At 47.7% G+C, this 23,907-nt stretch carries 20 protein-coding genes; 10 read left to right on the top strand and 10 right to left on the bottom strand.

The genetic code is table 11. The annotated features are described in order from the left end of the window. Positions 1-136: 136 nt before the first annotated feature. From ACOMHB_RS16065 to ACOMHB_RS16075, 3 genes are all read left to right on the top strand, one after another. On the top strand, positions 137-520 hold the full coding sequence (locus ACOMHB_RS16065; RefSeq protein ID WP_448217374.1) for a DUF2237 family protein: 384 nt from the start codon (positions 137-139) through the stop codon (positions 518-520). A gap of 102 nt (positions 521-622) precedes the next feature. Beyond that, entirely contained in the window at positions 623-1,138 is a 516-nt protein-coding gene (locus ACOMHB_RS16070) for a ProQ/FINO family protein (RefSeq protein ID WP_448217375.1), read from the top strand. Between the two features lie 4 nt (positions 1,139-1,142). After that, on the top strand, positions 1,143-1,424 hold the full coding sequence (locus tag ACOMHB_RS16075; protein ID WP_448217376.1) for a peptidylprolyl isomerase: 282 nt from the start codon (positions 1,143-1,145) through the stop codon (positions 1,422-1,424). Positions 1,425-1,460: 36 nt separating this feature from the next. Here the strand turns inward: ACOMHB_RS16075 and ACOMHB_RS16080 are convergent, their stop codons facing one another. From ACOMHB_RS16080 to ACOMHB_RS16105, 6 genes are all read right to left on the bottom strand, one after another. Continuing rightward, on the bottom strand, positions 1,461-2,234 hold the full coding sequence (locus tag ACOMHB_RS16080) for an enoyl-CoA hydratase (RefSeq protein WP_448217377.1): 774 nt from the start codon (positions 2,232-2,234) through the stop codon (positions 1,461-1,463). Between the two features lie 3 nt (positions 2,235-2,237). Continuing rightward, the gene (locus ACOMHB_RS16085) at positions 2,238-3,395 is read right to left on the bottom strand and encodes an acyl-CoA dehydrogenase family protein (protein ID WP_448217378.1); all 1,158 of its coding nucleotides are present in this window, start codon (positions 3,393-3,395) and stop codon (positions 2,238-2,240) included. 125 nt (positions 3,396-3,520) lie between these two features. Then, on the bottom strand, positions 3,521-4,696 hold the full coding sequence (locus ACOMHB_RS16090; protein ID WP_448217379.1) for a thiolase family protein: 1,176 nt from the start codon (positions 4,694-4,696) through the stop codon (positions 3,521-3,523). Positions 4,697-4,979: 283 nt separating this feature from the next. Beyond that, entirely contained in the window at positions 4,980-5,258 is a 279-nt protein-coding gene (locus ACOMHB_RS16095; protein WP_422410530.1) for a hypothetical protein, read from the bottom strand. 232 nt (positions 5,259-5,490) lie between these two features. After that, positions 5,491-6,066 carry a chalcone isomerase family protein gene (locus ACOMHB_RS16100; RefSeq protein ID WP_448217380.1) on the bottom strand — a complete coding sequence of 192 codons (576 nt, stop codon included), beginning with the start codon at positions 6,064-6,066 and terminating at the stop codon, positions 5,491-5,493. A 93-nt stretch (positions 6,067-6,159) separates the two neighbouring features. Further along, complete coding sequence (locus ACOMHB_RS16105; protein ID WP_448217381.1) at positions 6,160-6,747, bottom strand: DUF924 family protein; 588 nt, start codon at positions 6,745-6,747, stop codon at positions 6,160-6,162. Positions 6,748-6,896: 149 nt separating this feature from the next. Here ACOMHB_RS16105 and lon point away from each other — a divergent pair, with 149 nt between their 5' ends. Continuing rightward, positions 6,897-9,395, top strand: coding sequence for an endopeptidase La (gene lon / locus ACOMHB_RS16110; protein WP_448217382.1), 2,499 nt, complete (start codon positions 6,897-6,899; stop codon positions 9,393-9,395). Positions 9,396-9,939: 544 nt separating this feature from the next. Continuing rightward, positions 9,940-13,158, top strand: coding sequence for a hypothetical protein (locus ACOMHB_RS16115; protein WP_448217383.1), 3,219 nt, complete (start codon positions 9,940-9,942; stop codon positions 13,156-13,158). Between the two features lie 9 nt (positions 13,159-13,167). Here the strand turns inward: ACOMHB_RS16115 and yfcD are convergent, their stop codons facing one another. Continuing rightward, entirely contained in the window at positions 13,168-13,707 is a 540-nt protein-coding gene (gene yfcD, locus ACOMHB_RS16120; protein WP_422134164.1) for an NUDIX hydrolase YfcD, read from the bottom strand. 123 nt (positions 13,708-13,830) lie between these two features. Continuing rightward, the gene (locus ACOMHB_RS16125; RefSeq protein WP_448217384.1) at positions 13,831-13,989 is read right to left on the bottom strand and encodes a hypothetical protein; all 159 of its coding nucleotides are present in this window, start codon (positions 13,987-13,989) and stop codon (positions 13,831-13,833) included. Positions 13,990-14,241: 252 nt separating this feature from the next. On the opposite strand from ACOMHB_RS16125, the gene ppnN reads away from it, so the two are divergent. Further along, positions 14,242-15,615, top strand: coding sequence for a nucleotide 5'-monophosphate nucleosidase PpnN (gene ppnN, locus ACOMHB_RS16130; protein WP_448217385.1), 1,374 nt, complete (start codon positions 14,242-14,244; stop codon positions 15,613-15,615). Positions 15,616-15,726: 111 nt separating this feature from the next. On the opposite strand, the gene ACOMHB_RS16135 is transcribed toward ppnN, so the two are convergent. Beyond that, the gene (locus ACOMHB_RS16135; RefSeq protein WP_448217386.1) at positions 15,727-16,440 is read right to left on the bottom strand and encodes a Fic family protein; all 714 of its coding nucleotides are present in this window, start codon (positions 16,438-16,440) and stop codon (positions 15,727-15,729) included. Between the two features lie 224 nt (positions 16,441-16,664). On the opposite strand from ACOMHB_RS16135, the gene ACOMHB_RS16140 reads away from it, so the two are divergent. Both ACOMHB_RS16140 and ACOMHB_RS16145 read left to right on the top strand, forming a co-directional pair. Next, positions 16,665-17,072, top strand: coding sequence for a hemerythrin domain-containing protein (locus ACOMHB_RS16140; RefSeq protein ID WP_448217387.1), 408 nt, complete (start codon positions 16,665-16,667; stop codon positions 17,070-17,072). 222 nt (positions 17,073-17,294) lie between these two features. Next, the gene (locus ACOMHB_RS16145) at positions 17,295-18,008 is read left to right on the top strand and encodes a hypothetical protein (protein WP_422134168.1); all 714 of its coding nucleotides are present in this window, start codon (positions 17,295-17,297) and stop codon (positions 18,006-18,008) included. Positions 18,009-18,056: 48 nt separating this feature from the next. On the opposite strand, the gene solA is transcribed toward ACOMHB_RS16145, so the two are convergent. Further along, positions 18,057-19,187 (bottom strand): N-methyl-L-tryptophan oxidase, encoded by a 1,131-nt coding sequence (gene solA, locus ACOMHB_RS16150; protein WP_422134169.1) that lies wholly within the window; start codon positions 19,185-19,187, stop codon positions 18,057-18,059. 563 nt (positions 19,188-19,750) lie between these two features. On the opposite strand from solA, the gene acnB reads away from it, so the two are divergent. Both acnB and ACOMHB_RS16160 read left to right on the top strand, forming a co-directional pair. Further along, positions 19,751-22,342 carry a bifunctional aconitate hydratase 2/2-methylisocitrate dehydratase gene (gene acnB, locus ACOMHB_RS16155; RefSeq protein ID WP_422134170.1) on the top strand — a complete coding sequence of 864 codons (2,592 nt, stop codon included), beginning with the start codon at positions 19,751-19,753 and terminating at the stop codon, positions 22,340-22,342. Between the two features lie 244 nt (positions 22,343-22,586). Next, positions 22,587-23,765, top strand: a complete 1,179-nt coding sequence (locus ACOMHB_RS16160; protein WP_448217388.1) for a macro domain-containing protein — start codon at positions 22,587-22,589, stop codon at positions 23,763-23,765. The last annotated feature ends 142 nt before the right edge of the window (positions 23,766-23,907 follow it).

Genomic DNA, 23,907 nt, shown 5'->3' on the forward strand with positions numbered 1-23,907 from the left:
GTGTCTACAAACAGCAATAAGAATCAAGGTCCTGATACTCCTCTCTTTACCGTCAGGATCTTACTGAAAATTCTTCATTGACTGCCGAAGCAACCTGCTGTTAACTCTCACCTCAGGACTGTCTGCGGAAAACGGCATGAGCACATCGGCTTCTGATCAAAAAAATGTTCTCGGGGAACCTCTTCAACCCTGTTGCCTTGATCCTGTTACCGGAATCTACCGGGATGGGTATTGCCATACTGACAAGAATGACATTGGACAGCACATTGTCTGCGCCAGAGTCACTAAGGATTTCCTGGAGTTTTCCCTCGAACAGGGTAACGACCTGATTACCCCCAATCAGGCCTACCGTTTTCCCGGACTCAAAGAAGGTGACCAATGGTGTCTGTGTGCACAGAGGTGGATACAAGCTTATGAAGCCGGCGTCGCCCCTCCAGTCTACTTGAGATCGACACACGAAAAGGCTCTTGAAATGATCAGCTTTGGTGTATTGAAATCTAAAGCCCTTGATATTCATTAATAAACGACACAAGTATTCGGTTTCAAAACATATCATTAGAAGTCCACAATGCAGTACAATTGCACAGAACAAACATCCCAAGTAATCAGTCATGAGCACAATATGCACAATGCAGAAAGAGAAGATCTGACTATTTCAAGGGCAGATACTCAATGCAGTAACCTTTCTTCTTCTGATGAACAGACTTCAGCTAACGATAGAGATGAAATATCCAGTTCTGAAGCACTCCGCCTGATCAGGGAACGCTGGCCTGAAGCCTTTCGGGTGGCTTCACCGCGTCCCCTTAAAGTCGGCATTCATAATGAAATGAATCAGACCGGTGAATTTCCGGCCAGTACCATCAAAAAAGCCCTGAAACTCTTTACTCAGCAGGATCGCTACCTATCATCGATCAAGGAAGGCAGAAACCGCGTCGACCTGAATGGCAAACCTGCCGGCAAAGTCAAACTGAAAGAAGCTGTCAACGCCGAAATTCTTCTGTATCAGAGACAACTGACTCGCCAGAAAAAGAATCAACGAGTCTTTGTGGGGCAACTCAAACTGGTGGTGACCGGACAACCCGCTCAAAGTGACACTTGCAAAACAACCACTAACCAAAGCTCAACCACTCAGGAGTAATCTTATGGCGACTGCCGGTGCCAGACACATCCTGGTTAAAACGCAGGAAGAAGCAGAAAAGCTCAAAAAACAGCTGGACAAAGGGGCTGACTTTGGCCAGCTGGCCAAAAAATACTCCCAGTGCCCCTCTGGCAAGAAGGGAGGAGACCTTGGAGAGTTTCGTCAGGGACAAATGGTAAAAGCCTTTGACCAGGTGGTGTTCCGAAAAGAAGTTCTTAAGGTTCATGGCCCGGTCAGAACTCAATTCGGCTTCCACCTGTTACAAACACTGTTTCGCAACGACTGACACTCAAATAGCAACCCGGCCAAGCCGGGTTTGGCTTTACTCGTAGCGCCAATCAGGTGAGCGCTTTTCCAGAAAAGCCTTAACACCTTCATTTTGATTCTGACCTTTAAACAACTTCAGGAACAGATCTCGCTCAACAGCGTACCTATTGCTTGAGGAAAGCCGATTCATTTGAATCAGCTTTTTACTGGCGACAACAGAATCAGGGCTTTGCTGACTCACCTTTTCAGCAAGCTCCCGAGCCATTGAACAGGACTGCCCCTGCTCTACGACTTCTTCCACCAGACCAATCTGACAGGCTTTCTCTGCGTCCACTTTCTCACCCAGCAATATTATCCGCTTGGTCCAGGCTTCGCCCACCAGCCACATTAAATTCTGAGTACCGCCTGCACAAGGCAACAGACCCACTGATGCTTCTGGCAGCCCCAACAAGGCCTGTCTTTCAGCCACTCTCAGATCACAGGCCAGCGCCACTTCAAGCCCACCCCCCAGGGCAAACCCATTGATTGCTGCAATAGAGATGCCCTTAAATTCTGTCAGTGTTTCAAAAGCCATGCCAAATGCTTCCGCCATGGGCCGGGCCTGCTCAGGCGAAACATCGGCAAACAGCTTAAGATCGGCTCCGGCACTGAAAAATCTTTCTTCTTCAGAGAAAATAATCAGGGCGGTGACCCTCGGATTTTCATTCAAGTCATCAACCATCTCTTGAAGGAGCTTCAGACTTTCCAGTGTCCAGGTGTTGGCCGGCGGGTTATTCAGTTGGATGGTGGCGATATGGCCTTCGAGAGAAAGCTTCAAAAGATCAGACATAGTTCATTCCAGTCCTGCGTATTCATCAGCCAGAATTCTACGGGCAATGATCAGTCTCATTATCTCATTGGTCCCTTCCAGAATCTGGTGCACCCGGGTATCTCTGACATGCCGCTCAAGAGGATACTCATTGATGTAACCATAACCCCCATGGAGTTGCAGCGCCTCATCACAGATTTTAAAACCAACATCCGTGGCAAAACGTTTCGCCATGGCACAATAGGCAGTGGCTTCAGGGTCTTTTTGATCCAGCTTGAAAGCTGCGAGCCTGACCATCTGTCTGGCTGCCGTCAACTCTGTGGCCATATCGGCCAGCCGGAACTGCAAGGCCTGGAACTCGGCCAGGGCTTTTCCAAATTGCTTACGCTCCCTAAGGTATTCTCTGGCAGTATTCAGCGCCTGCTGAGCAGTACCGACAGAGCAGGTGGCTATGTTAATTCGACCACCATCCAGACCTTTCATAGCAAGAGTGAAGCCTTCTCCCTCCATACCCAGAAGAGAGCTGGCGGGAATCCTGACATTGTCAAAACTTACCAGTCGGGTTGGCTGACTTTTCCAACCCATTTTCTTTTCGTTACGACCATAAGTAATTCCTTCACTGTCGGCAGGAACCGCAAAAGCAGAGATACCTTTTGGACCCTCTTGCCCCGTTCGGGCCATGACCAACAGCAGACTGGTGCTGCCCGCACCTGAAATAAACATTTTCGAACCGGAAAGGACATACTCGTCTCCTTCCCTGACGGCACGGGTTTTCAGAGAAGCAGCATCACTCCCGGAACCCGGTTCTGTCAGGCAATAAGAAGCCAGTTTTTCACCCGTCACCAGAGTCTCACTCCACTCGGACAGCACCTCATCGCTGGCAGCCAGTCCTACCATCCAGACGACCATGTTATGGATGGTCATATAAGCCGTGGTTGACGTACATCCCATGGCAAGCTGTTCGAAAACCAGACTTGAGTCGAGCCGTGATAACCCCATCCCCCCCATTGATTCAGGTGCATACAGGGATAAAAATCCCAGTTTGCCAGCTCTTCTGAGGGTCTCAATGGGAAAAGTGCTATCTCTATCCCAGTCAGCCGCATGGGGTAACAGCTCTTGCCGGGAAAACTGGGCGGCAAGATCACGGAAAGCGATTTGATCTTCTGTCAGGGTAAAGTTCATTAACGGCCTCTTATTGTTTGTAAGCCTCAGGAGCCTGCCGGACTTCAGAAAATCATTACAGACTCCTTTTGCTTGTGGCGATTAATAAACGACCAAGTCGTCAAAAATCCTGAGCTCAAGACACATTAAATAAGCTCAAGTGCGATAGCAGTAGCTTCACCACCACCAATACAGAGGGATGCAACACCTTTGCTGCCACCCTTCTTTTTCAGGGCATTAAGAAGCGTCACAATAATTCGGGCGCCACTGGCTCCCAGTGGATGGCCCAGCGCACAGGCGCCACCGTAGACGTTGACCTTGCTGTGATCCAGACCCAGCTCTTGCATGCACGCCATGGTGACAACCGCAAAAGCTTCATTTATTTCAAACAAGTCTACTTCTTCTGCCTGCCAATCCACCTTTTCCAGCAATTTACTGATAGCAGCAATGGGGGCAATAGTAAACTCCGCCGGTAACTGGGCATGGCTCTGATAGCCTTTGATGCGTGCAACAGGTGCCAAACCTTTGGCCAAAGCATCTTCTTCACGCATCAAAACGAGGGCCGCCGCACCGTCGGAAATAGAGCTGGAGTTTGCTGCTGTGACAGACCCGTCCTTCTCGAACGCGGGTCTCAGCTGCCGGATCTTTTCAGGACGGGCCTTGCCGGGCTGTTCATCCACCGTAACTTCACCATTACGACGTGTTTCCACCGGAGCAATTTCATCTGCGAATGCCCCTTCCTCATTGGCAGCCAGGGCTCTTCTCAGTGATTCCAGAGCATAGTCATCCATTGATTCTCTGGACACTTCAAATCGTTTGGCGGTTTGCTCGGCAAAAACGCCCATGGCCTGGCCTTCATAGGCATCTTCCAGCCCGTCAGTGAACATGTGATCTTTAATCTCTCCGTGCCCTAATCTCAAACCTGAGCGAGCTTTTTCCAAAAAGTAGGGCGCATTCGTCATACTCTCCATACCGCCTGCAACCACAGCGTCAGCCTCGCCCAATTTTAGCTGAGCCGCGCCCATCATGACGGTTTTCATGCCTGAGCCACACACTTTATTGACAGTTGTCGTGCAAGTAGAGTCCGGCAGACCTGCTCCTCTGGCTGCCTGTCTGGCGGGAGACTGACGACAGCCTGCAGGCAACACACAGCCCATCAGAACTTCAGAGATATCGGAGGGAGAAAGGCCACTTTTCTCAAGGGCAGAACGGATAGCGACAGCGCCCAGTTCAGGCGCTGAGACGTCTGAAAGGCTCCCCTGGAAACCTCCCATGGGAGTACGTGAAGCTGAAACGATGACAATACTAACTTGATCAGACATGGTAATCTCTTGTTTTTGTTGATGCTAAATGCACATACGGCAAAAAGCTCCATTGTACAATACATCTGCACTTCGTCTGCACTTCATCGCACTGAAACGATTACGGCAGAACAGCGATACAATACAGCCAGTATCCGACAGAACTGACCGACTCTCAAACATTCTACTGCAAGAGAGGACAAAAAATACCACCCTGAACATTTGGACTCGTGATTGCACTTCTGTGACAGGCACCTCTAACCTGAGAAGGCAAGATGTTTGGGGGGGGGGAATATTAATTCAGTTAGATGCAGCTATCATCCGCAATATCAAAGCATCCCCACTCGAGGAAGAGGCCTTCAACTTCGCGGATAGCTTCTTTGTCAGCACAACTGATGTGCCTCAGGACAGCATTGGCCATGACTGAAGCCAGATCACTTTTTAGCGACTCTCCCAAACCCGCAGGCAGGCGGAGAATGACATCCCCAAAGAGAATCGTGCCACCCTGGGTTACCCGGATAACATATTCCCCCTGGGTCGATTCAGTCATGGTGAGAACAGCTTTTTCTATAGACTTACTCATCAGTTTCTCCTCTTGGCTGATCGAAGGCACCTCTATCCATGCATCGGCTGAGAAGAGAAAAACATTGCTTGAATTCAGGTCATAAATACCTGACCGGTTAGTTTCGACATTAGCAGCAGAGGAAAGTGGCCTTGTGAGCAGCCCCGAAGACAAAACCGAAAGCAACCTATTGTGAAAAGCACTATCTTGTGAAAAGCACTATCTTGTGAAAAGCTCTATCTTGTGAAAAGCTCTACCCCTTGGCATTCAAACCCAGAATACCTTCCTTAAACTTCTGGTTGGGCGGGGTTTCACCAATCCAAACTTTAAGTATTGCGTTGAATAGTTTCTTGCCGGGTATGATCCCCTTTTCCTCCCCGGCAATAATGACTCTGGCTCCCTTACCAGGGATGTATTCAAAGGTTCCAGATTCTCCTTTGCTCAGAGTACCATCAATCATGCCCATAAACTGAGCGATACCTTTTTCCAGCTCCTTCTGCTCTTCCTCAGATGTATTAATCTGAATCGCTTCGTAAAAGGCATTGGCCATACGTCTCGCACTCATTTTCGATAACAGAATGGTGAAGCTCATTCTCTGATAACTTTCTTCAGAGAGTATGCGGGATACGTCAGTGGTGGGGTTTTCGAGATAGAGTGCACCAATGTAACCGTCTACCACCAAATACCATGTTCGAACTGCTGCACCCTGAAGTTGCAAAACAGTGTCGTCTGACTTCACAACATCAGGGATCTCCATACCCTTCATCGAAAGAGCCTGAGCTGACTGCCAGAGGGCCATCCCAAATGCGACAATAAACAACTTTTTCATAAGTATCCTTTGGGTATTATTATTGTTTGTCGCGACATATTACAGCAGCTGATACTTTATTCCCATTTTTACCACTGACATGGCGAAAAAAGCTCAGAAAGATGATCCAGGCTGCTGAAGAAAGCTCAATTCTTCATCGGTACTCTCACGTTCCAGCAGGCTGTTGCGATGAGGAAAGCGTCCAAATCTGGCAACAATATCACGATGTCTGACAGCAAAATCCAGTGAACCTGCGAGGTATTGTTGATAGCCATCTCCAGCCCCGCCAAGAATGCTCTCAAACAGCCTCACACATTGCTCCTGATCTTCAAGCGACTCACTGTGCATGAAAGGCATGACAAAAAAAACCTGTTGCAGCTCTGTCAGCTGATCCAGCTGACCCAGCTCTACACCCTCTCTGGAAATCGTCAGAGCAGTATGATCGTACTGAAAGGATCCGGGATGGCCCCGGAACATATTCCGGGGAAACTGATCCAGCGCAATAATCGCTGCCAACCGCCCTTCAGCGGATTCCAGCCATTCGTCGCACTCTCCGGACTCTACCGCCTCCGGCAAGCCAGCAAATTGATTGCGGATCTGCTGATCCTGAGCCTCACTTTTCTTCCACCAGCGGGACATTTGCACATCGCCAAGAGGTTCACCTTCAAACCAGAAACCCAAAACTTCCTGAAAACTTTTCATATTATTAACTCCCTTGATCGCGTCAGTTGAGTGGCACGCAGATTTTACTCAACCATACTTAATTACATCGCCTATTGAAATCACTGGAGATGACTCCAGATAGTCATTATCCGCTTACTATTCATTCCGAGACGTTATCCGAAAAGACTATGACAGATCAGGACAATCAGGAACCCGAAGTTATTTCAGCTGATGAACAGGTAGAGGATATGGGTACCGGACTGGTGCTCCCGGAACACGCTCTGCCTGACAAGCTTTACCTCATCCCTGTCTCAAACCGGCCGTTTTTCCCGGCACAGGTTCAACCTCTGGTATTCAGTAGTCAGGAGTGGGAAGAAACACTTCATCGGGTCGCCCAGAGCCCACATAAAGTAGTGGGACTCAGTTATGTTGCTGGCATGACAGGAGCTGGCGATGTGGTCAGTCCGGGAGACTTCCCGCAGGTGGGCTGCACCGTAAGAATTCATAATATCCTTCCGGAAGGCGACCAGATCCAGTTCATCGCTCTGGGCATGCAGCGCTTTCGTATCAAGCAATGGCTTCGAAAACGCCCACCCTACCTGGTTCAGGTAGAGTACCCTGACAATATCGAAGATGACACCGATGAAATCAAAGCCTACGCACTGGCGCTGATTCAGGCCATCAAAGAATTAATCCCGCTGAACCCGCTCTACAGCGAAGAACTGAAAAATTACCTCAATCGATTCAGTCCAAAAGACCCGTCCCCACTGGCGGACTTTGCAGCCGCCATCACCACTGCGCCGGGTAAGGAGTTGCAGGAAGTCCTTGAAACGTTCTCTGTTCAGCGTCGAATGGAGAAAGTATTGATTCTCATCCGCAAGGAACAGGAAGTGGCCCGCCTTCAGGGTGAGATTAACGCTGAGGTAAACCGCAAGATCAGCAAGCATCAACGTGAATTTTTTCTGAAAGAACAGCTGAAAGTCATTCAGAAAGAGCTTGGCATTTCGAAAGACGACAGAACGGCTGAAATTGAGGCATTTGAAAAACGGATTGCCGAGCTGGCTATTCCGGAAACGCCCCTTAAAAAGATCAATGACGAGATGAAAAAGCTCTCAATTCTCGAAGTGGGCTCCCCTGAATATGCCATCTGCCGGAACTATCTTGACTGGGCTACCTCGGTCCCCTGGGGCAAATACTCCGAAGACATATTTGATCTTGCCCATGCCAGAAAAATTTTAAATGCAGATCATGATGGACTTGAAGACGTCAAAGACCGAATCATCGAGTTTCTGGCTGTTGGTGCTTACAAACAGGAAATATCAGGCACTATCATGTTACTGGCAGGCCCTCCCGGCGTTGGTAAGACGTCCATAGGACGATCCGTCGCCCGTGCTTTAGGCAGAAAGTTTTATCGTTTCAGCCTGGGCGGCATGAGGGATGAAGCAGAGATTAAAGGTCATCGCCGGACCTATATCGGTGCACTGCCGGGTAAACTGGTTCAGGCCCTTAAGGAAGTCGATGTTGCCAATCCCGTTATCATGCTGGATGAAATAGACAAAATCGGTGCCTCTTATCGTGGAGACCCCGCATCCGCAATGCTGGAAGTGCTCGACCCGGAACAAAACAGTGAGTTTCTCGATCACTATCTGGACATGAGAATCGATCTTTCAAAAGTGCTGTTTATCAGTACTGCCAATCAATTGGACACGATTCCCGGCCCTCTTCTGGATCGAATGGATGTCATAAGACTTTCAGGCTATATCACAGAAGAAAAAATGGCTATCGCCAAAAATCACCTGTGGCCAAAACTGTTGAAACAGTCGGGTTTAAAAAAGAGCCAGATCAGGCTCTCCGACCTCACTCTTAAGGCAGTCATTGAGGGCTATGCCAGGGAAGCTGGCGTGAGAAACCTTGAAAAACTGCTTCATAAAATTATTCGCAAAGTCGTTGTTCAACTGCTTGAAGGCACCGGTAAGAGTCTCAGTGTGACTAGCAGGAATCTATCTGACTATCTGGGTGCACCTTACTTCAGAAAAGAGAAGCGCATTGAAGGCATTGGTGTAGTGACAGGTCTGGCCTGGACTGCCATGGGAGGCGCAACCCTGCCAGTAGAAGCCAGCCTTATTCATCATCAGCGAGCTGGCTTCAAACTGACCGGTAAGTTGGGGGATGTCATGAAGGAGTCTGCTGAAATAGCTTATAGCTTTGTTTCAAGCCAAGCTGAAAAATTAGGCATTCCGGAAGCCTATTTTGAAAAAGCCTTTATCCATCTTCATGTGCCTGAAGGCGCAACTCCCAAAGACGGTCCTTCAGCCGGGATTACCATGGCAACCGCACTATTATCTCTTGCCACGAGCAAAAAGCCCGCCTCTCTAGCCATGACCGGAGAGCTGACTCTAACCGGAAAAGTTCTGGCTGTTGGCGGGGTCAGGGAAAAAGTCATAGCAGCCAAACGACAAGGTATTCATACCCTGATCATTCCGGAAGAATGCCGAAGAGATTACGATGAACTGCCGGATTATATTCGAGAAGATATGACCATTCACTTTGCCACAACCTTCGAAGATGTGCGCCAAGCAGCATTTCCTGAAAAGACATCGCCTGTAAAGACATCGCTTGTAAAGATATCGCCTGTAAAGAAAAGCACAAAGAAAACCGCACGTAAAAAGCCTGTGAGGAAGCGTTGAGTTCAATCAGATCGACCCGGACTTGGAAATTTCTTTCCCCACAACGAACTGTGCCGCCCCTTAGGGGGCGGCACATGATTCAATGCTCTAACAACGAGGGAGACCCCCGTTAGGACACATTAGTGAGCGAACTAAGTATTGACTTCTTGAAGATTGCTGTCCATCTGCAATCAAGAATTTTGAAGCATAAGAATTTTTTTTTAAGTCAATTTTCGTCACGCTGCAAAATGCCAGCCATTTCCTTTGACAATCTGCCATTCATTCGACACTTTTTAGCAGCGCAAAAACACAATTTCTCCTACCGCCTCAGCCAAGCTGCCAAGCTCTATTGCTATCAGCTAAGCTGTGTTAATAAATACTGAAATGCTGATGAACCCGAAAGCTCATAACGGACTGCAGCGACATGTCATCACCTCTTACACCTGGCAGCAACAACTCGCCCCCTTCCTCCAGATCTTCTGGCGATCGTAATCCGCCCCCTTCTCCACTCACTGGACAGGACCATCTGGGCAGACAAATCAGTGAGACAAGCACCAGGAGTCAATTGAGCCACGAATCATCTGATCAACGGGCACCTCAATCCCCTCAGATTAATGAGCGAAAAGCTGAAAGACGCCCCTGGTTCTTCCGGCGATGGTACAAAAGTTACATCGGCAAGAAAAACTCGACACTCCCTCCTACTAAGGATTTTGAACCTGAAGAAGCGGAAAAGCAGACCGGTTACCTTGGTTTACTGAAAGATCTTCCAGGCAGAGCTGTCGGAGCACTGGCGAACCTTCCTGGAGCAGGTTTCGAGAAAGTCGCATCAAAGCTTGATAATTTCGTCAATCATCAGGCTGGCATTGAGATCAGCCGTGAGGATGAAAGACGCCAGTGGCGCTCTTTATTATATGACTTGCTGTGCAGTTATACGGCGGTCATTGTCGACGGAGAGCAAACTCCATTCAACTTTAATGAGATACTCATAAAGAATGGCGATGATCTGCCCGTTAGAATTACAGCGCTGAACTTCGACTCGAAAAGAGTCGTCCAGGCATCAGAGAGCTATTTAATCAATGGACAAGCCACAAAAAACCATTTTGAAGTAGGGGATCTTTCCTGTACGGTTGAAATTCCGGTTAAAGATAAACCTCCACTGACGTTGCAAATCAGACTCGAGAACACGACTATCTCAGTCGGCACCGATATCAGCATCTCCCAGATATTGAAAAACTCATTCATTTCCTCTTCCGAGGATCGAACAGCGGTGCAACTTTCCGCTGAAAGAGTTGAAGTCCGATATGAAAATCTGGACTCTTATGAAGAGCTGACGGCAGTACCTGACCCTTCAAAAGAATCAGACTGCATAGTAGGTTATGAGAGAGGAAAGCTGACCATGAAAGGCGTCCGCTTTTGCAAACCTCTCGACCTGCTTAAAGCTTCACCAAAACAAACATCCATACTTGCTTTCGATGCGTTAAAGCTTGTCAACGAGTCAGCCCGGCCTGCCCTGCTGGAGGTTAAGAAAGTCAACATTCAGCACTTCGATGATACTCATAATGGAACCTTCAACAGCTCACTGATCATTCACCCCAAAACCATTCGAAACATCCCCTACATTGGTTGGCTATTAGCTCCTCTCTTCTCAAAACCTGTTCATCTCGATATCTTCGCTTTTATGCAGCACGGCGAAGTCATGATAAAAGATTTGAAACACGGTATCAGGGTTTCAGGTGGAAGTCTGACTGGGTGGTTGGTAAAAAAAGCGCTAACAGCCAAAGAAACACGCCTGGTTCCCTACGAAGGTGGAACAGGACTGCAAATAGGCTGGCCGTTTGAATTTATCGCATGCAAAATCGAGATACCCGGTCTGCTCCCTGGAAAACCGGCAACCAGAATAGAAGATCACGATCAGGTCACCTATGAGCGACTGAATCAGATGCACACTCAAGATGCTTCAATACCAGGTCAATCTCAATCAGGCAATACGTCAGATGAAGTGTCACCTGCACTTCACCACCAGCATATAGAAGCACTCAAAAAAGAAGAGGGTGTACTCATTGTACCCGATGCCTTCAGTAGAGTGCTCAGTGACATCATCTCAGAAGACCAGGCTTTAGCCCAGCCAGTAAGGATGGTGCCAAGATTAATGGAAAAACGTTGCATAGAAGCGGCAAGAGGTGACGAGGCTGCCTGCCGGATCCTGCTCCACTTTGTCCGGGATCAGGAAAGATTTCAGCATGAAAGTGACTGCATGATGGCCCTGCAGGCTATCCCTGAAGCTTTCTACGCCAGGGAAGCTGCAGAAGCGGATGATGAGCAATGGCTATGGCTTGAGAGTGTCGCACACAGGCTGATTGTCGTTGAACGACAGAAAGCCTTTGAGCTATACAGACAGCTGTTGAAAAGAAAGGACATCGAAAATGCCAGTAAACTGGTGACTGACACTGAATGGCTGATCCATCTGGCAAAAAACCTCCCTAAAAACACGCCCGAGGAAAAAGCCATTGCCTTCCGTTTAGCCGAGTTTGCCTATAAATCCAATCCGGAAAAAGCAGAAGAATTGATCAAGCTGCTTATCGACTGCAATAAGAACAATCTCTATAAAACAAAGCAGCTGAATGATCTTATTCAAGACTTGGTCAGTCACCATCCCTACTTTGCAGACCCTCATCATCTCATCTCATTATTAAACCTGCTTGACCAAAGCCATCCGGACATCGTTGCCCGCTCACTGGAACACTTTCCGATACAGACTCTTCTTCAAAACCTCTGGACAGATGACAACATTCAAGCTCATAGCACTCTGAATTTTCTTAAAATCCTGCTGATCAAGCATGGTCGCTTTAAAGAAGCCGCTGAACTTTTGATTGAGTCAGGGGATCCCAGACAGGCTGCAAGAATGCTTGACCTTGGTATCAGGCAGGGCAACCCATCAGCTCTTAAGGTGAAAGTGGAATTGGCGGTAAGGGATGAGCTAGCTGAAGGTGTAACGTTAGAAAAGGAAGTTCGTCGCCTCAGGCATTTGATAGAGACTCCCTCAACCCCGGAGGTCATGAGAGAGGCAGCTATTTCCGTCCTGGCTGATCTTGTTACAGAAGAACCCCATCCGGAACTTGCAGGGATTTTCACAGAAGATCTTTTGATGACAGAGGAAAAAAAGGCTTCTTTCGTGAAAGCAGTCAATAAGCTGTTTAACCTTCAAAAGGGAGAAGCGCTGAGTCTGAATGATCGCATGAGAATCCTGAATCAGGTTGAACAGCATCTGAAAACTGCCCGAACTGATGAGTCAGCCTACTTAAGCAAACCTCTGCTGCTGAAGAAGATTCAGGATGCAAATCAGCAGGTTGATCGGGTTATGGAATTACTGATAAAAGTGAGGGGACCTGTTGAGCCCAACCTGCTGACCATGCTGACATCTCAAGGCCCGGTTGCCGAAACCAGCATCGAAAACAACACGGCCTCTGAGACAATATCTGGCATGGAAGAAGATGATGAGTTTTTCGATGCTTTGGATACACCCTACAACCCAACGATTGATCAAAAGTCCACTGCCGTCAATGAAGACTTGCCTATAGCAATCGATGATGAAGATAAGGAAATAAAGATCTCTCCAACCGATGAAACGGGCCATCTGGAAGAAGAGAACTTCTTGCTTTCAAACTCTTTCTCAAGCTATGCATCGCTGCTTAGCCAACCTGTATTTTCCAGATCTTCGAAAGGTTTTCTTGACCCGGGGCTCAAGCGTGAGTGGGCCTCAATACTTAAGATGATGTCGATTTGACCGGAAAGTTCAGGCAGATATTTCTCTGTCACCATAGAGATTCATCAAACGTTCAAGAGCCACGAGACTGTCTGGTGTGTATGTCCGGTTGAAGCGGTTTGACCGAATCTCTTCAGGCGACTCCATGATTACCCTTGCCACTTCTTCTTCCTGCAACCTCAGCTCCCCCTCATATTGACAGCTGTAGACCCTCCCCCAAACCTTGCAGTCATCATTCTGAAAGTAAAAGTGAAACAGAGGCTCCAAAGGTGTGTCTTCTATGCCAAGCTCTTCCGCCAGTTCCCTGACGGCAGCCACGTCATAACTCTCACCTTCAGCGACTACGCCTCCCGTTGCCGGCTCAAAATAACCCGGGTAAATATCCTTGCTCAACGTCCTTTCCTGAACGTAGAGCTGCCCTTTACTGTTAAAAACAAAGACGTAAGTAGCCCGGTGGCAAAGTTTCTTTTCTCTCATCTGGCTTCTGGGTAAAGCACCAAGCACCTGGTTACTTTCATCGACAATAATGACCTTTTCTGATGCAGGCTGCAGTTCTGGGTTAGATGGCATAAATACCAGACTCCGGATATTCGTTTTATTTTACCGTGAGACATTTTCACGCAATCGTATCTCTCTGTCTCTTCGAGAGCACAACCGGATGCACGAGCTCCTGAAAGTCTTGCCAACCCAGTATCAAAAGTTCAGAGATATCATCACTGTTTTGGCCAAATTATGACCACTGATCTGTGCCTGTTCGGCAACTTCCTGAGCCGTAAAAGCGGATGGCTGGCGATGGGTTGAAAAGGTCACATGGTGATGATTCAGATAGCCCACTACTCTTTGTTTAGCCATTTTCACTACCTCTGGCAAAGCCTGAAAGAGCCGAAATGAAATGTGAGCCAGTGAGTCAACCATTCGGCTCTCAACAAGGTGTTAACACTCCCAATTTGTCAGAGGATGAACAATCCGTCAAGACTGAAAAAATGTCTTATATCCACATATAATCAGACTGTGGCCGATTAAATAACATGGCCACAAGGTCAGAACCACTTTGCTATCCAAATCGCTGGACGATTTTCACGATAAAAAAAACCAGGGGGTGCCATGACCGCCAGAAATACTGTTTCCACTATTGTTAACCCTGTAGGCTCCATGCGTGTTCTCTCAAACCATGAGGTCAGCAGCCTTCAGGACACCAGTCAGAAAGGGTTGCATCGTTTGTTCCGGCAGTGCGCCCTGGCCATACTCAACTGTGAACAGGAAGGTGATGACACCGAAGAAATCATGGAGCAATACCAGGATTTCGACATTCGTATTGTTCAGGAACACCGCGGACTAAAACTGGAATTAATTAATGCTCCCGCCGACGCCTTTGTCGCTGGAAAACTGATTCGCGGCGTTCGGGAAAACCTGTTTTCTGTCCTCAGAGATATACTTTATGTGTCGTCTCGCATCACAGAAGACCCTCGCTTTGCTGTAAACAGTTCCACGGATATCACGCATCTGGTTTTCCAGATTCTCAGACACGCTGACGCTTTTATTACCCAACAGGTTCCCAGTATTGTGGTTTGCTGGGGCGGACACTCCATTGCCCGACATGAATATGAATATACCAAGAAAGTGGGTTACCAGCTGGGCCTGAGAAGCATGAACATTTGCACAGGTTGTGGTCCGGGTGCCATGAAGGGCCCCATGAAAGGGGCTTATATCGGTCATGCCAAACAGCGAATGTCCCGTGGACGATTCATTGGTTTAACAGAGCCTGGAATTATTGCGGCCGAATCCCCCAATCCTATTGTCAACGAGTTGATTATCCTGCCGGATATTGAAAAGCGTCTGGAGGCCTTTGTTCGTCTGGGTCATGGTATCACCGTTTTTCCGGGTGGACCGGGAACCTGTGAGGAAATTCTCTATATTCTCGGCATTTTACTCAACCCTGCCAACAGGGAAATCCCTTTCCCACTGGTTTTTACAGGGCCAGAAGCCGCCAGGGAATATTTTGAAAAAATTGATGAATTTATCGGCAACACACTGGGGGAAGAAGCCCAGTCACGCTACCAGATTATTATTGATGATCCGCTGGAAGTCAGCCGGGTGATGAGAAGTGGACTGGAGCAGGTTACGCGCTATCGCAGAAAGCATGGCGACGCCTACTACTTTAACTGGTTGCTTCAAATTGACGAGGACTTTCAAACCCCCTTTGACCCAACCCATGAAAACATGGCGAACCTCGAGTTAAATACCCAGCTGCCTCCCCATATTCTGGCGGCCAATCTTCGACGCGCCATGTCAGGTATTGTGGCAGGCAATATAAAAGAAGAAGGCGTTTGCCAGATCAGGGCAAAAGGCCCCTATCAATTAAAGGGAGAGCCTGAACTGATGAAACAGGTCGATAGCCTGCTTCAGTCTTTTGTAGAACAATTCAGAATGAAGCTGCCGGGCAGTCATTATGTCCCCTGTTACGAGATCGAAAGCTAAAAAAGTAGTTCTGGAAAGCGAAGTGATACATCTTCGCTTTCTCCTTTTTTAGCACAATGACTCTTACCCAACCATTTAATGCCTCATCCAAAGGCAATCCCATGATTTTTTTTAGCCGTTCGATGGATCGGATTTAAAATTTTCAATAATTTTCTCATTAAGGCACGATCTCAGAAATTTATTCATCCGGGTTGTGTCTGCCGTTGCATAGAAATCAAGCATCAACTGGTTAAACTCTTTCTGACGTTTTGCTGGAACATTGACAATGGGAAACCCATGAGAAAGCAAAATACCGTTCATCATAAATCGCCCCATACGCTTATTCACATCCCAGAAGAACTGTGCTCTTGCCATTCTCAAAAAAGCGGTAAATGCCATATCATAAACATCGTTACAAGTAGCGATTTCCGACTCAATCTCAGCCCAGACGTTATCCAGCTCATTGGGCGAGGGAGGTTCGTATGCTGATCCACTTATCGTGACGTTACCAGTTCGAAAAGCCCCCCACACGAGAGCTTCTGCTTTACCCGCAATGTTGTGAATTGCCAGGGCAACGTCTTTGGAAAAAGAGAACTTTCCTTCAGCAGCCAGTGCAAACAGATATTTCCAAGCCTCTGCCTGATGTAGAGCCATATTCTGGTCACTTATTTTGTGGCCTCCAACAGTTATCCCATCTAATAATGTTTGAATTTCTGGTAGAGTCATCGCAACCCCTTCAAGGTTGACAGCGTCATAGACCAAAGAAGGAATATCACGAACGGCAAGCTGTCTGGCCATCGCGCGATCAGGGTTCATTCCCCAAACAGTATCTTTTGCCGTTGTCATTGGCTCATCCCAGAAGATGTGGTTGAAATTTCCACATTATATCTGCACGAATTCTTATCGTCATGCAGCTCGAAGAGTCTGGGCAATAAAAGATAACGCCCCCATGAAAAACTCCCGGATGGTAAGTCAGTCACACATAACGGTAAATAATTAATGATTTGAGACAAATCTGGCAATCACCTCCTAAACTATTAGTAACCATTATGTTCAGGGAGCGAACAAAAATGTCTCAGTTAATTGAGGAATTCAAAAGCGAACATGTGCAAATCAGTGACTTACTTTTACAAGCACGTGATATTGGCATTGGTAACCAGAAAGGTCGGGATTTGATACTGTCCGCCAAAAAAATACTGCTAGCACATTTAAACAAAGAAGATAGGCTCCTGTATCCCGTATTGAGAGAAGCCGCCGAGAACGATGAAAGCCTGAAGTCTACTCTGACTGACTATGCGCTTGATATGGATAAGATTTCTGCCAAAGTGATGGTTTTTTTCAACCTTTATGAAAATGGTGATAACACCATCGAAAACTTTCAGCAGGACTGCAACAATATCATCAGGGCGTTAAGCAAGCGAATTTCCAAAGAAGAAGCCGTTCTCTACAAGACTTACGACAAAATCAAAGGTCTCTGAAACCACCAGCACAAATGATCGGCTGGTTCCCGGCCGATCATCATTCCCTTCCAGAAGAATACAAATCCAGATAGCACGACCCACCGAATCATCCCAAAGACGAAGTATGACATAACCGATGTTCCCTTTAGTTCTTTGTTATATTCGCTGACTCGAATGTTAGTGACATCTTCTTTTTATACAGATTTAATTAATCATTCAATCTGTTATCAAGGAAGAACCATGCAACCATTTCAAAATAGCACGGCATCAATTCAACCAGCAATGGACATCCCATCCATCTCTCAAACTGATCAGCCAGTAAATCGAAAACTGGAGATATGCCAATATAAAGTAACTAATAGAGACAATATGGGAGACTTTAAAGTCTATCCATTTATTCTAAACGGCAAGACTTATTACCATATTGACAAAGCCTCAGGTTGTGACTCCGTTTCAGAAAATGATGAGATTTTTATAGAACATTGTGCAGGACAACAAGAAGAAAAAAACCAACAATTAATAAAGAGACTCTCTGACATCATAACAAAAGGCTTTAGAAATGTTTGCACTGTTTTCTATCCAGATGATAAATCAAAAATAGAGGGTGTATGTCACGACTTTGCTTATTATTTGAGCTTTGGGCTTTCAGTTTTAATATCTACGAGAGATAACACTCATGATTCTTTTTACGAATCGCTTTCGAACATAAAAATTTATGAATTTACTGGAGAAAAGGATTTAGACTTTGGAGACATTGTGCAAATAACAAACAATACTTCCCACACTGAAAGAAAACCTTTAGTTTTTCATAGTGTGGTTTATATCGGTAATGGAAAATACATTAGCAAGCTTTCTAAGGAAGATATTTACATTCAGGATCTTGAATCAATATTAGATACTTTTGAACTATGGAAAAAAGGAAGTCTAAGGGTTGTTAAAGATCTAAGCACATAACTGCCTTTCTCATAAATAAACAAAGCGCCATAGTTTATTTTTGCTTCTTTACATATTCTGAAACCTTGAGTGCTTAAAAAGCTCCAATACTTCAGGCAGTGGCTCCTCCAAAACCATTTTTCTAATAATACTCCCTACCACAGGGGCAAACTTGAAGCCATGACCTGAAAAGCCCCCTGCTACAATGACTCTCTGGTGATCCGGTAATGCCTCCATAATGAAATGCCCATCGGGGCTATTAGTGTAAAGACATGGCTCTTCCCTGATAACTTCAGGCACCACCCCTGGCAAATACTTTTCAATAACTGACTGGATCTCTGAAAGGTTTCTGCGAGAATCTTGAAGCAACTGTTCAGGATTATCCAACAGAAAACCCGTTTTGTGTCTGCCAATCTTCACCAGTCGCTCAGCGCCATATTGAGGCACACCATAATAAAATCCATCGGGAGTGTCGAAGGCAAAAGCTGGCGCATCCGCTGACAAATTCTCACTGTTTCTGCTCTTAAACCAATACTGAAGATTCATCTCAATTTCCAGCGGATACTTTCCACCGACAATGCTGTTCAGCCAGGAGCCTGCGGTTACGACCAGGTGTGAACAGGAAAAAACATCTTTACTGGTTGTAACCTCAACGCCACTATCATGCTCCTTAAATGACTCCATTAAAGTGTTCTCCAGTATCTGACCTGAGTGACTTCTCAATACTTCAAGGAAATATTGCAATGACTTATCAAGATCCAAAAACCCGGCTTGCCGGTCCAGTATGCCTGTCCAGACTGAAGGGACTTTCAGACCGGAAACAAGTTCGCTGCATTCACTGCCTTTCAGGATATTAACGTCCAGATCATACTCAGAGGCACTGCTTAAAACTCCCTTTAAAGTCTGGCTTGACATCAGATCACCAGCAATTAGCAGCCCGTTCAGAGAGAGTATCTTCCCGTCTGTAACACGATTGATATCCTGCCAGTCGACCAGAGCTTCTTTAAGCAGGGGAACGTAGCGAGAGTCTTCAAAATAAGAGAGTCGAAAGAGTCTGGTCTGGCCGTGAGAACTGTTTCTTTTATTACCTAACTCATATTGCTCCAGACAAAGCACACTTAAACCAGCTTGGGTCAGTCGGGCTGCAACAGCGCATCCCATAATCCCCATACCCACAATAATGGCATCATAGTGCATCATATTCTAATGCCCCTGCCCCACCTTTATGGGAACTTGACCTACTTAAACCGATCACTTGATCAGTTGGGTTAAGTCATTTCAATGAATAGACATCGAAGTTCATTCAGACCAGATGGCAGTCATTATTTGCGGTAATAATCAGCGATATACGAAAAAAACCGGCGCAACAAGGGCTTTTCCGACCGATTCAACCAGTATTCACCAAATTTATATCAAAGATTGCGGGCTTCCCTTAACTTGAATAACGCTATCCGCTATACTGCCCGCGCCGCCGGTTGGCTGAATAAGCGAAGGTTACAGTTCTTTTCACTGCTAATCTATACAGAATAATTCCGACCGGTTTACGATGCCTGCACACATCGTCATGGGCATGAAAGTGATCTAAAGTAAACTCCTGTTCTGGAGGAGGAGCAGAAGTATCCGGCAGAGCTTTCTTCTTTACCCGCCCAGCCATACCGTGCAGGACCTATATTCACAGGAACATCAGCAACTGTCCGCCCCATCACTGTAAACATTACAGCAAGGGTGAACGGGCAGGCCGCACAGATGATGAGGGTTGATCCGTGCTAGAAGCCTACAGAAAACATGTCGAAGAGCGTGCAGCAGAAGGTGTCCCACCAAAGCCATTAAGCGCTGAGCAAGTCACCGGACTGGTAGCCTTGCTTAAAAACCCACCCGCCGGTGAAGAAGAGTATCTGCTGGACCTGCTGGAAAACCGCATTCCGCCCGGCGTGGACGAAGCTGCCTATGTGAAAGCCGGGTTCCTGTCTGCCATTGCTACAGGTGAGGCAGAATCCCCACTGTTGGACAAGAAAAAAGCGGTTGAACTGCTGGGCCTGATGCATGGTGGCTACAACATTGAGACGCTGGTTGAACTGCTGGACAGCACCGAACTGGCAGAGCTGGCCGCAGAACAACTGAAAAGCACCCTGCTGGTGTTTGATGCTTTCCACGACATCGAAGAGAAAAGCAAGGCCGGAAACGCCCATGCTAAAGCTGTCCTGAAGTCCTGGGCAGACGCCGAATGGTTCACCCAGCGTCAAGCGGTTCAGGAAAGCATCAAGGTTGCCGTCTTCAAAGTGTCCGGTGAAACCAACACCGACGACCTTTCTCCTGCCCCTGATGCCTGGTCTCGACCAGACATTCCGGTTCATGCCCGAGCCATGTACAAAATGACCCGCGACGGTCTGGAACCTGAAGAGCACGGTGTTACCGGCCCTCTGAAGCAGATCGACGACATCAAGGCCAAAGGCCTGCCCGTTGCTTTTGTGGGCGACGTAGTAGGTACCGGCTCTTCCCGTAAATCCGCGACTAACTCTGTACTCTGGTTCTTCGGTGATGATATTCCGGGCGTACCTAACAAGCGTGCAGGCGGTATCTGTATTGGCGGAAAAGTAGCACCCATCTTCTTCAACACGATGGAAGATGCTGGCGCACTGGTTTTCGAAGCCCCCGTTGATAAGTTGGGCATGGGTGATGTGATCGAGATCCGTCCATACGACGGCAAAATCCTGTCCGAATCCGGTGAAGTACTGTCTGAATTTGGCTTCAAATCCGATGTCATCCTGGACGAAGTGCAAGCTGGCGGCCGTATTAACCTGATCATTGGTCGTGGCTTGACCGACCGCGCCCGTGAAGCTCTGGGTCTGGGACATTCCGAGATATTCCGTCGCCCTGTTGCTCCTGAAGCCTCCGAGAAAGGCTTTACCCTGGCTCAGAAAATGGTCGGTAAAGCCTGTGGTGTTGAAGGCGTTCGTCCCGGTACTTACTGTGAGCCAAAAATGACCACCGTCGGTTCTCAGGACACCACGGGCCCAATGACCCGTGATGAGCTGAAAGATCTGGCCTGCCTGGGCTTTTCTGCCGACCTGGTGATGCAGTCTTTCTGTCACACGGCGGCTTATCCAAAGCCGGTTGATGTTGAAACTCACCACACTCTGCCAGACTTCATTATGAACCGTGGTGGTGTATCCCTGCGCCCGGGTGACGGTATCATCCACAGCTGGCTAAACCGTATGCTGCTGCCAGACACTGTGGGTACAGGGGGTGACTCTCATACCCGTTTCCCACTGGGTATTTCCTTCCCTGCCGGTTCCGGTCTGGTCGCCTTTGCTGCGGCCACCGGTGTTATGCCTCTGGATATGCCGGAGTCCATTCTGGTTCGTTTCAAAGGCGAAATGCAGCCCGGCATCACTCTGCGTGATCTGGTTCACGCCATTCCACTGTACGGTATCAAGCAAGGCCTGCTGACCGTTGAGAAGAAAGGCAAGAAAAATGCCTTCTCCGGCCGCATCCTGGAAATCGAAGGTCTGGAAAGCCTGACAGCCGAGCAAGCCTTCGAACTGTCTGACGCTTCTGCTGAACGTTCCGCTGCAGGTTGTACTATCACTCTGTCTGAAGAGTCCATCGCCGAATACCTGAAGTCGAATGTGACCATGCTGCGCTGGATGATCAGTGAAGGTTACGGTGACCCTCGTACTCTGGAGCGCCGTGCCCGCAAGATGGAAGAGTGGCTGGCCAACCCGGTTATGATGCGCGCTGATGCTGACGCAGAGTACGCTGAAGTGATTGAAATCGATCTGTCTGAAATCAAAGAGCCTATCCTGTGTGCTCCCAACGATCCGGACGATGCCCGTACACTGTCTGACGTGGCTGGCGACAAGATTGACGAAGTTTTCCTGGGTTCCTGCATGACCAACATCGGTCACTTCCGTGCAGCCGGTAAACTGCTGGAGCAGAACAAGGCCCCTCTGCAAACCCGCTTCTGGATGTCTCCTCCCACCAAGATGGACAAGGCCCAACTGGAAGAAGAAGGCTATTACAACATCTATCAGGACAGCGGTGTACGTACCGAAATCCCGGGTTGCTCACTGTGTATGGGTAACCAGGCACGGGTAGAACCCGGTGCTACAGTACTGTCAACGTCTACCCGTAACTTCCCGAACCGTCTCGGTGACGGGGCTAACGTATACCTGTGCTCTGCCGAGCTGGCTTCTGTTGGCGCGATTCTGGGTAAGATTCCTACAGCTGATGAGTACATGGAATACGCTCAAAATCTGGATTCCATGTCCAGTGAAGTCTACCGTTACCTGAACTTTGATCAGGTAGAGTCCTACCAGAAGGCAGCTGATGATGTTATCGCCAAAGCAAGCTGATCAGTAACCTGATTGTCAACCTCAAATCCCCGTCATTGTGCGGGGATTTTTTTTCTAAGCCTGGTTGCCGAAGTGGAAAAATTGACAGCGTATTTCCAGCCAGCAGAAAGACTCGTCAGAAAGTCGATAACTTATCCGGCTGACGTTGTCAGCCAGCCTTGCCAGATACCTTTTAGCCCTGTAAATCGAGATCAGGAATGAACTGATTATACTGAAGACTATCAGTAGATTTTCTGGCTTAAGCATGATTCCAACGTCTGACTCGGTCAGTTCGGCGTCCAACTGGCAGATTTTCAAAAGCTGGGTAAAACACAAACTGCGCTCAGCCTTTACCTGGAACCGGAAAACCCGGGTACTGGAAGACCCTGCCGCCCTGCTCCAGGAAGCCAGAGCCAGAGGCGACAATCCTTATTCGGGCATAAGACTTCGAGACATCAAACGCCATGATAGTCCCAGGTCCAGGATTAATAGAGCCGCTCAACACTTCAGGACTGACTTTGCCCGCATTGGTATTGATGTCAGCTCACTCACTGAAGAGACCGACCTGTTATCTGAATTTCGGAACAAACTGCTAACCCAAGCCAGGCGCCTTCAAATCAAAACCTACAAACAGGGAACGCTGGAAGACATGCAGGCTTTTTCCAAACTTGTGAACCGGGTGGGCGCCGCTAACTGGCCAGCTGTTTTGAATGATCTGACTCTGAGACATCCTGTTGGAGGGGCTCACAAACTTGCCGATTTTGTCAGGCCTCTTGAGCTTCTTATCACTCCCTCAGGGCAACAATCTACAGACACTCTGATGCAAACGGATGTCAGAATTCCTGCTGACCAGCTGCTGGGAAAAGAGCTCTTTTTGATGTCCGGAGATATCAGCCGAATGAATGAATTACAAACCCCACCTATTCAAGCCATTGCCTGCCCTCACACCCCCAAAGGATCAGAAAATGAGACGGCTTTACTGAAGCAGCTTTCCGAAATTGATAGCAGTTTGGCAAAAAAAGGTTTTTTGGAAGCTATTAAAAAGGTGCAACCAGGACTGGCCGTCATTGCACCCAGCCCTGCACTGAAGGACAGGGGCTTCAGTCACATGGTTCATGCCATGCTGCCACATGTCGGTTCCGGGAATATTCATTCAGAGTTGGTCGCCGCCTACCAATCCACCATTGAAGCCGCTCACAGGAAAAATCTGTCGAGCATAGCCATCCCCATTTTCAGCTCTGAAATGAACCTTTCCCCACAAAGAGCAGCGACCATTGTTTGTGTAGCCATCAGCCGATACATGAGCAGTCACCCTTATGAAACCAAACCGCCAAAAGTGTATCTGGTTTGCCCCGGCACTGAAAAAGGTCAGGAAACCCAGCGATATATTAACCATTATCTGAGCCAGAAGATGCCAAAGTCACCTAAACGAGAAATCATCTAGCAGCCTGTCGGACTTAAGCGTCCGTAGCGAGGATTGCAAGAAATTGAGGATAAAAATCTCTGTTTCTGAGGAGAATAGCGAGCTATTTGACGAAGAAACAGAGATTTTTAGACCAATTTATTGCAACCGCAGTAGGACAGTC

It is taken from the genome of Endozoicomonas sp. 2B-B, assembly GCF_053470045.1.

Bases quoted from the DNA above. Each gene is read 5' to 3' on its own strand.
- ACOMHB_RS16075 (WP_448217376.1), top strand. From the start codon at position 1,143: ATGGCGACTGCCGGTGCCAGACACATCCTGGTTAAAACGCAGGAAGAA.
- ACOMHB_RS16095 (WP_422410530.1), bottom strand. From the start codon at position 5,258: ATGAGTAAGTCTATAGAAAAAGCTGTTCTCACCATGACTGAATCGACC.
- ACOMHB_RS16125 (WP_448217384.1), bottom strand. From the start codon at position 13,989: ATGGCTAAACAAAGAGTAGTGGGCTATCTGAATCATCACCATGTGACC.
- ACOMHB_RS16085 (WP_448217378.1), bottom strand. From the start codon at position 3,395: ATGAACTTTACCCTGACAGAAGATCAAATCGCTTTCCGTGATCTTGCC.
- ACOMHB_RS16140 (WP_448217387.1), top strand. From the start codon at position 16,665: ATGTCTCAGTTAATTGAGGAATTCAAAAGCGAACATGTGCAAATCAGT.
- ACOMHB_RS16100 (WP_448217380.1), bottom strand. From the start codon at position 6,066: ATGAAAAAGTTGTTTATTGTCGCATTTGGGATGGCCCTCTGGCAGTCA.
- ACOMHB_RS16145 (WP_422134168.1), top strand. From the start codon at position 17,295: ATGCAACCATTTCAAAATAGCACGGCATCAATTCAACCAGCAATGGAC.
- lon (WP_448217382.1), top strand. From the start codon at position 6,897: ATGACAGATCAGGACAATCAGGAACCCGAAGTTATTTCAGCTGATGAA.
- ACOMHB_RS16090 (WP_448217379.1), bottom strand. From the start codon at position 4,696: ATGTCTGATCAAGTTAGTATTGTCATCGTTTCAGCTTCACGTACTCCC.
- ACOMHB_RS16135 (WP_448217386.1), bottom strand. From the start codon at position 16,440: ATGACAACGGCAAAAGATACTGTTTGGGGAATGAACCCTGATCGCGCG.
- ACOMHB_RS16070 (WP_448217375.1), top strand. From the start codon at position 623: ATGCACAATGCAGAAAGAGAAGATCTGACTATTTCAAGGGCAGATACT.
- ACOMHB_RS16160 (WP_448217388.1), top strand. From the start codon at position 22,587: ATGATTCCAACGTCTGACTCGGTCAGTTCGGCGTCCAACTGGCAGATT.
- ACOMHB_RS16080 (WP_448217377.1), bottom strand. From the start codon at position 2,234: ATGTCTGATCTTTTGAAGCTTTCTCTCGAAGGCCATATCGCCACCATC.
- yfcD (WP_422134164.1), bottom strand. From the start codon at position 13,707: ATGCCATCTAACCCAGAACTGCAGCCTGCATCAGAAAAGGTCATTATT.
- ppnN (WP_448217385.1), top strand. From the start codon at position 14,242: ATGACCGCCAGAAATACTGTTTCCACTATTGTTAACCCTGTAGGCTCC.
- solA (WP_422134169.1), bottom strand. From the start codon at position 19,187: ATGATGCACTATGATGCCATTATTGTGGGTATGGGGATTATGGGATGC.
- ACOMHB_RS16065 (WP_448217374.1), top strand. From the start codon at position 137: ATGAGCACATCGGCTTCTGATCAAAAAAATGTTCTCGGGGAACCTCTT.
- ACOMHB_RS16105 (WP_448217381.1), bottom strand. From the start codon at position 6,747: ATGAAAAGTTTTCAGGAAGTTTTGGGTTTCTGGTTTGAAGGTGAACCT.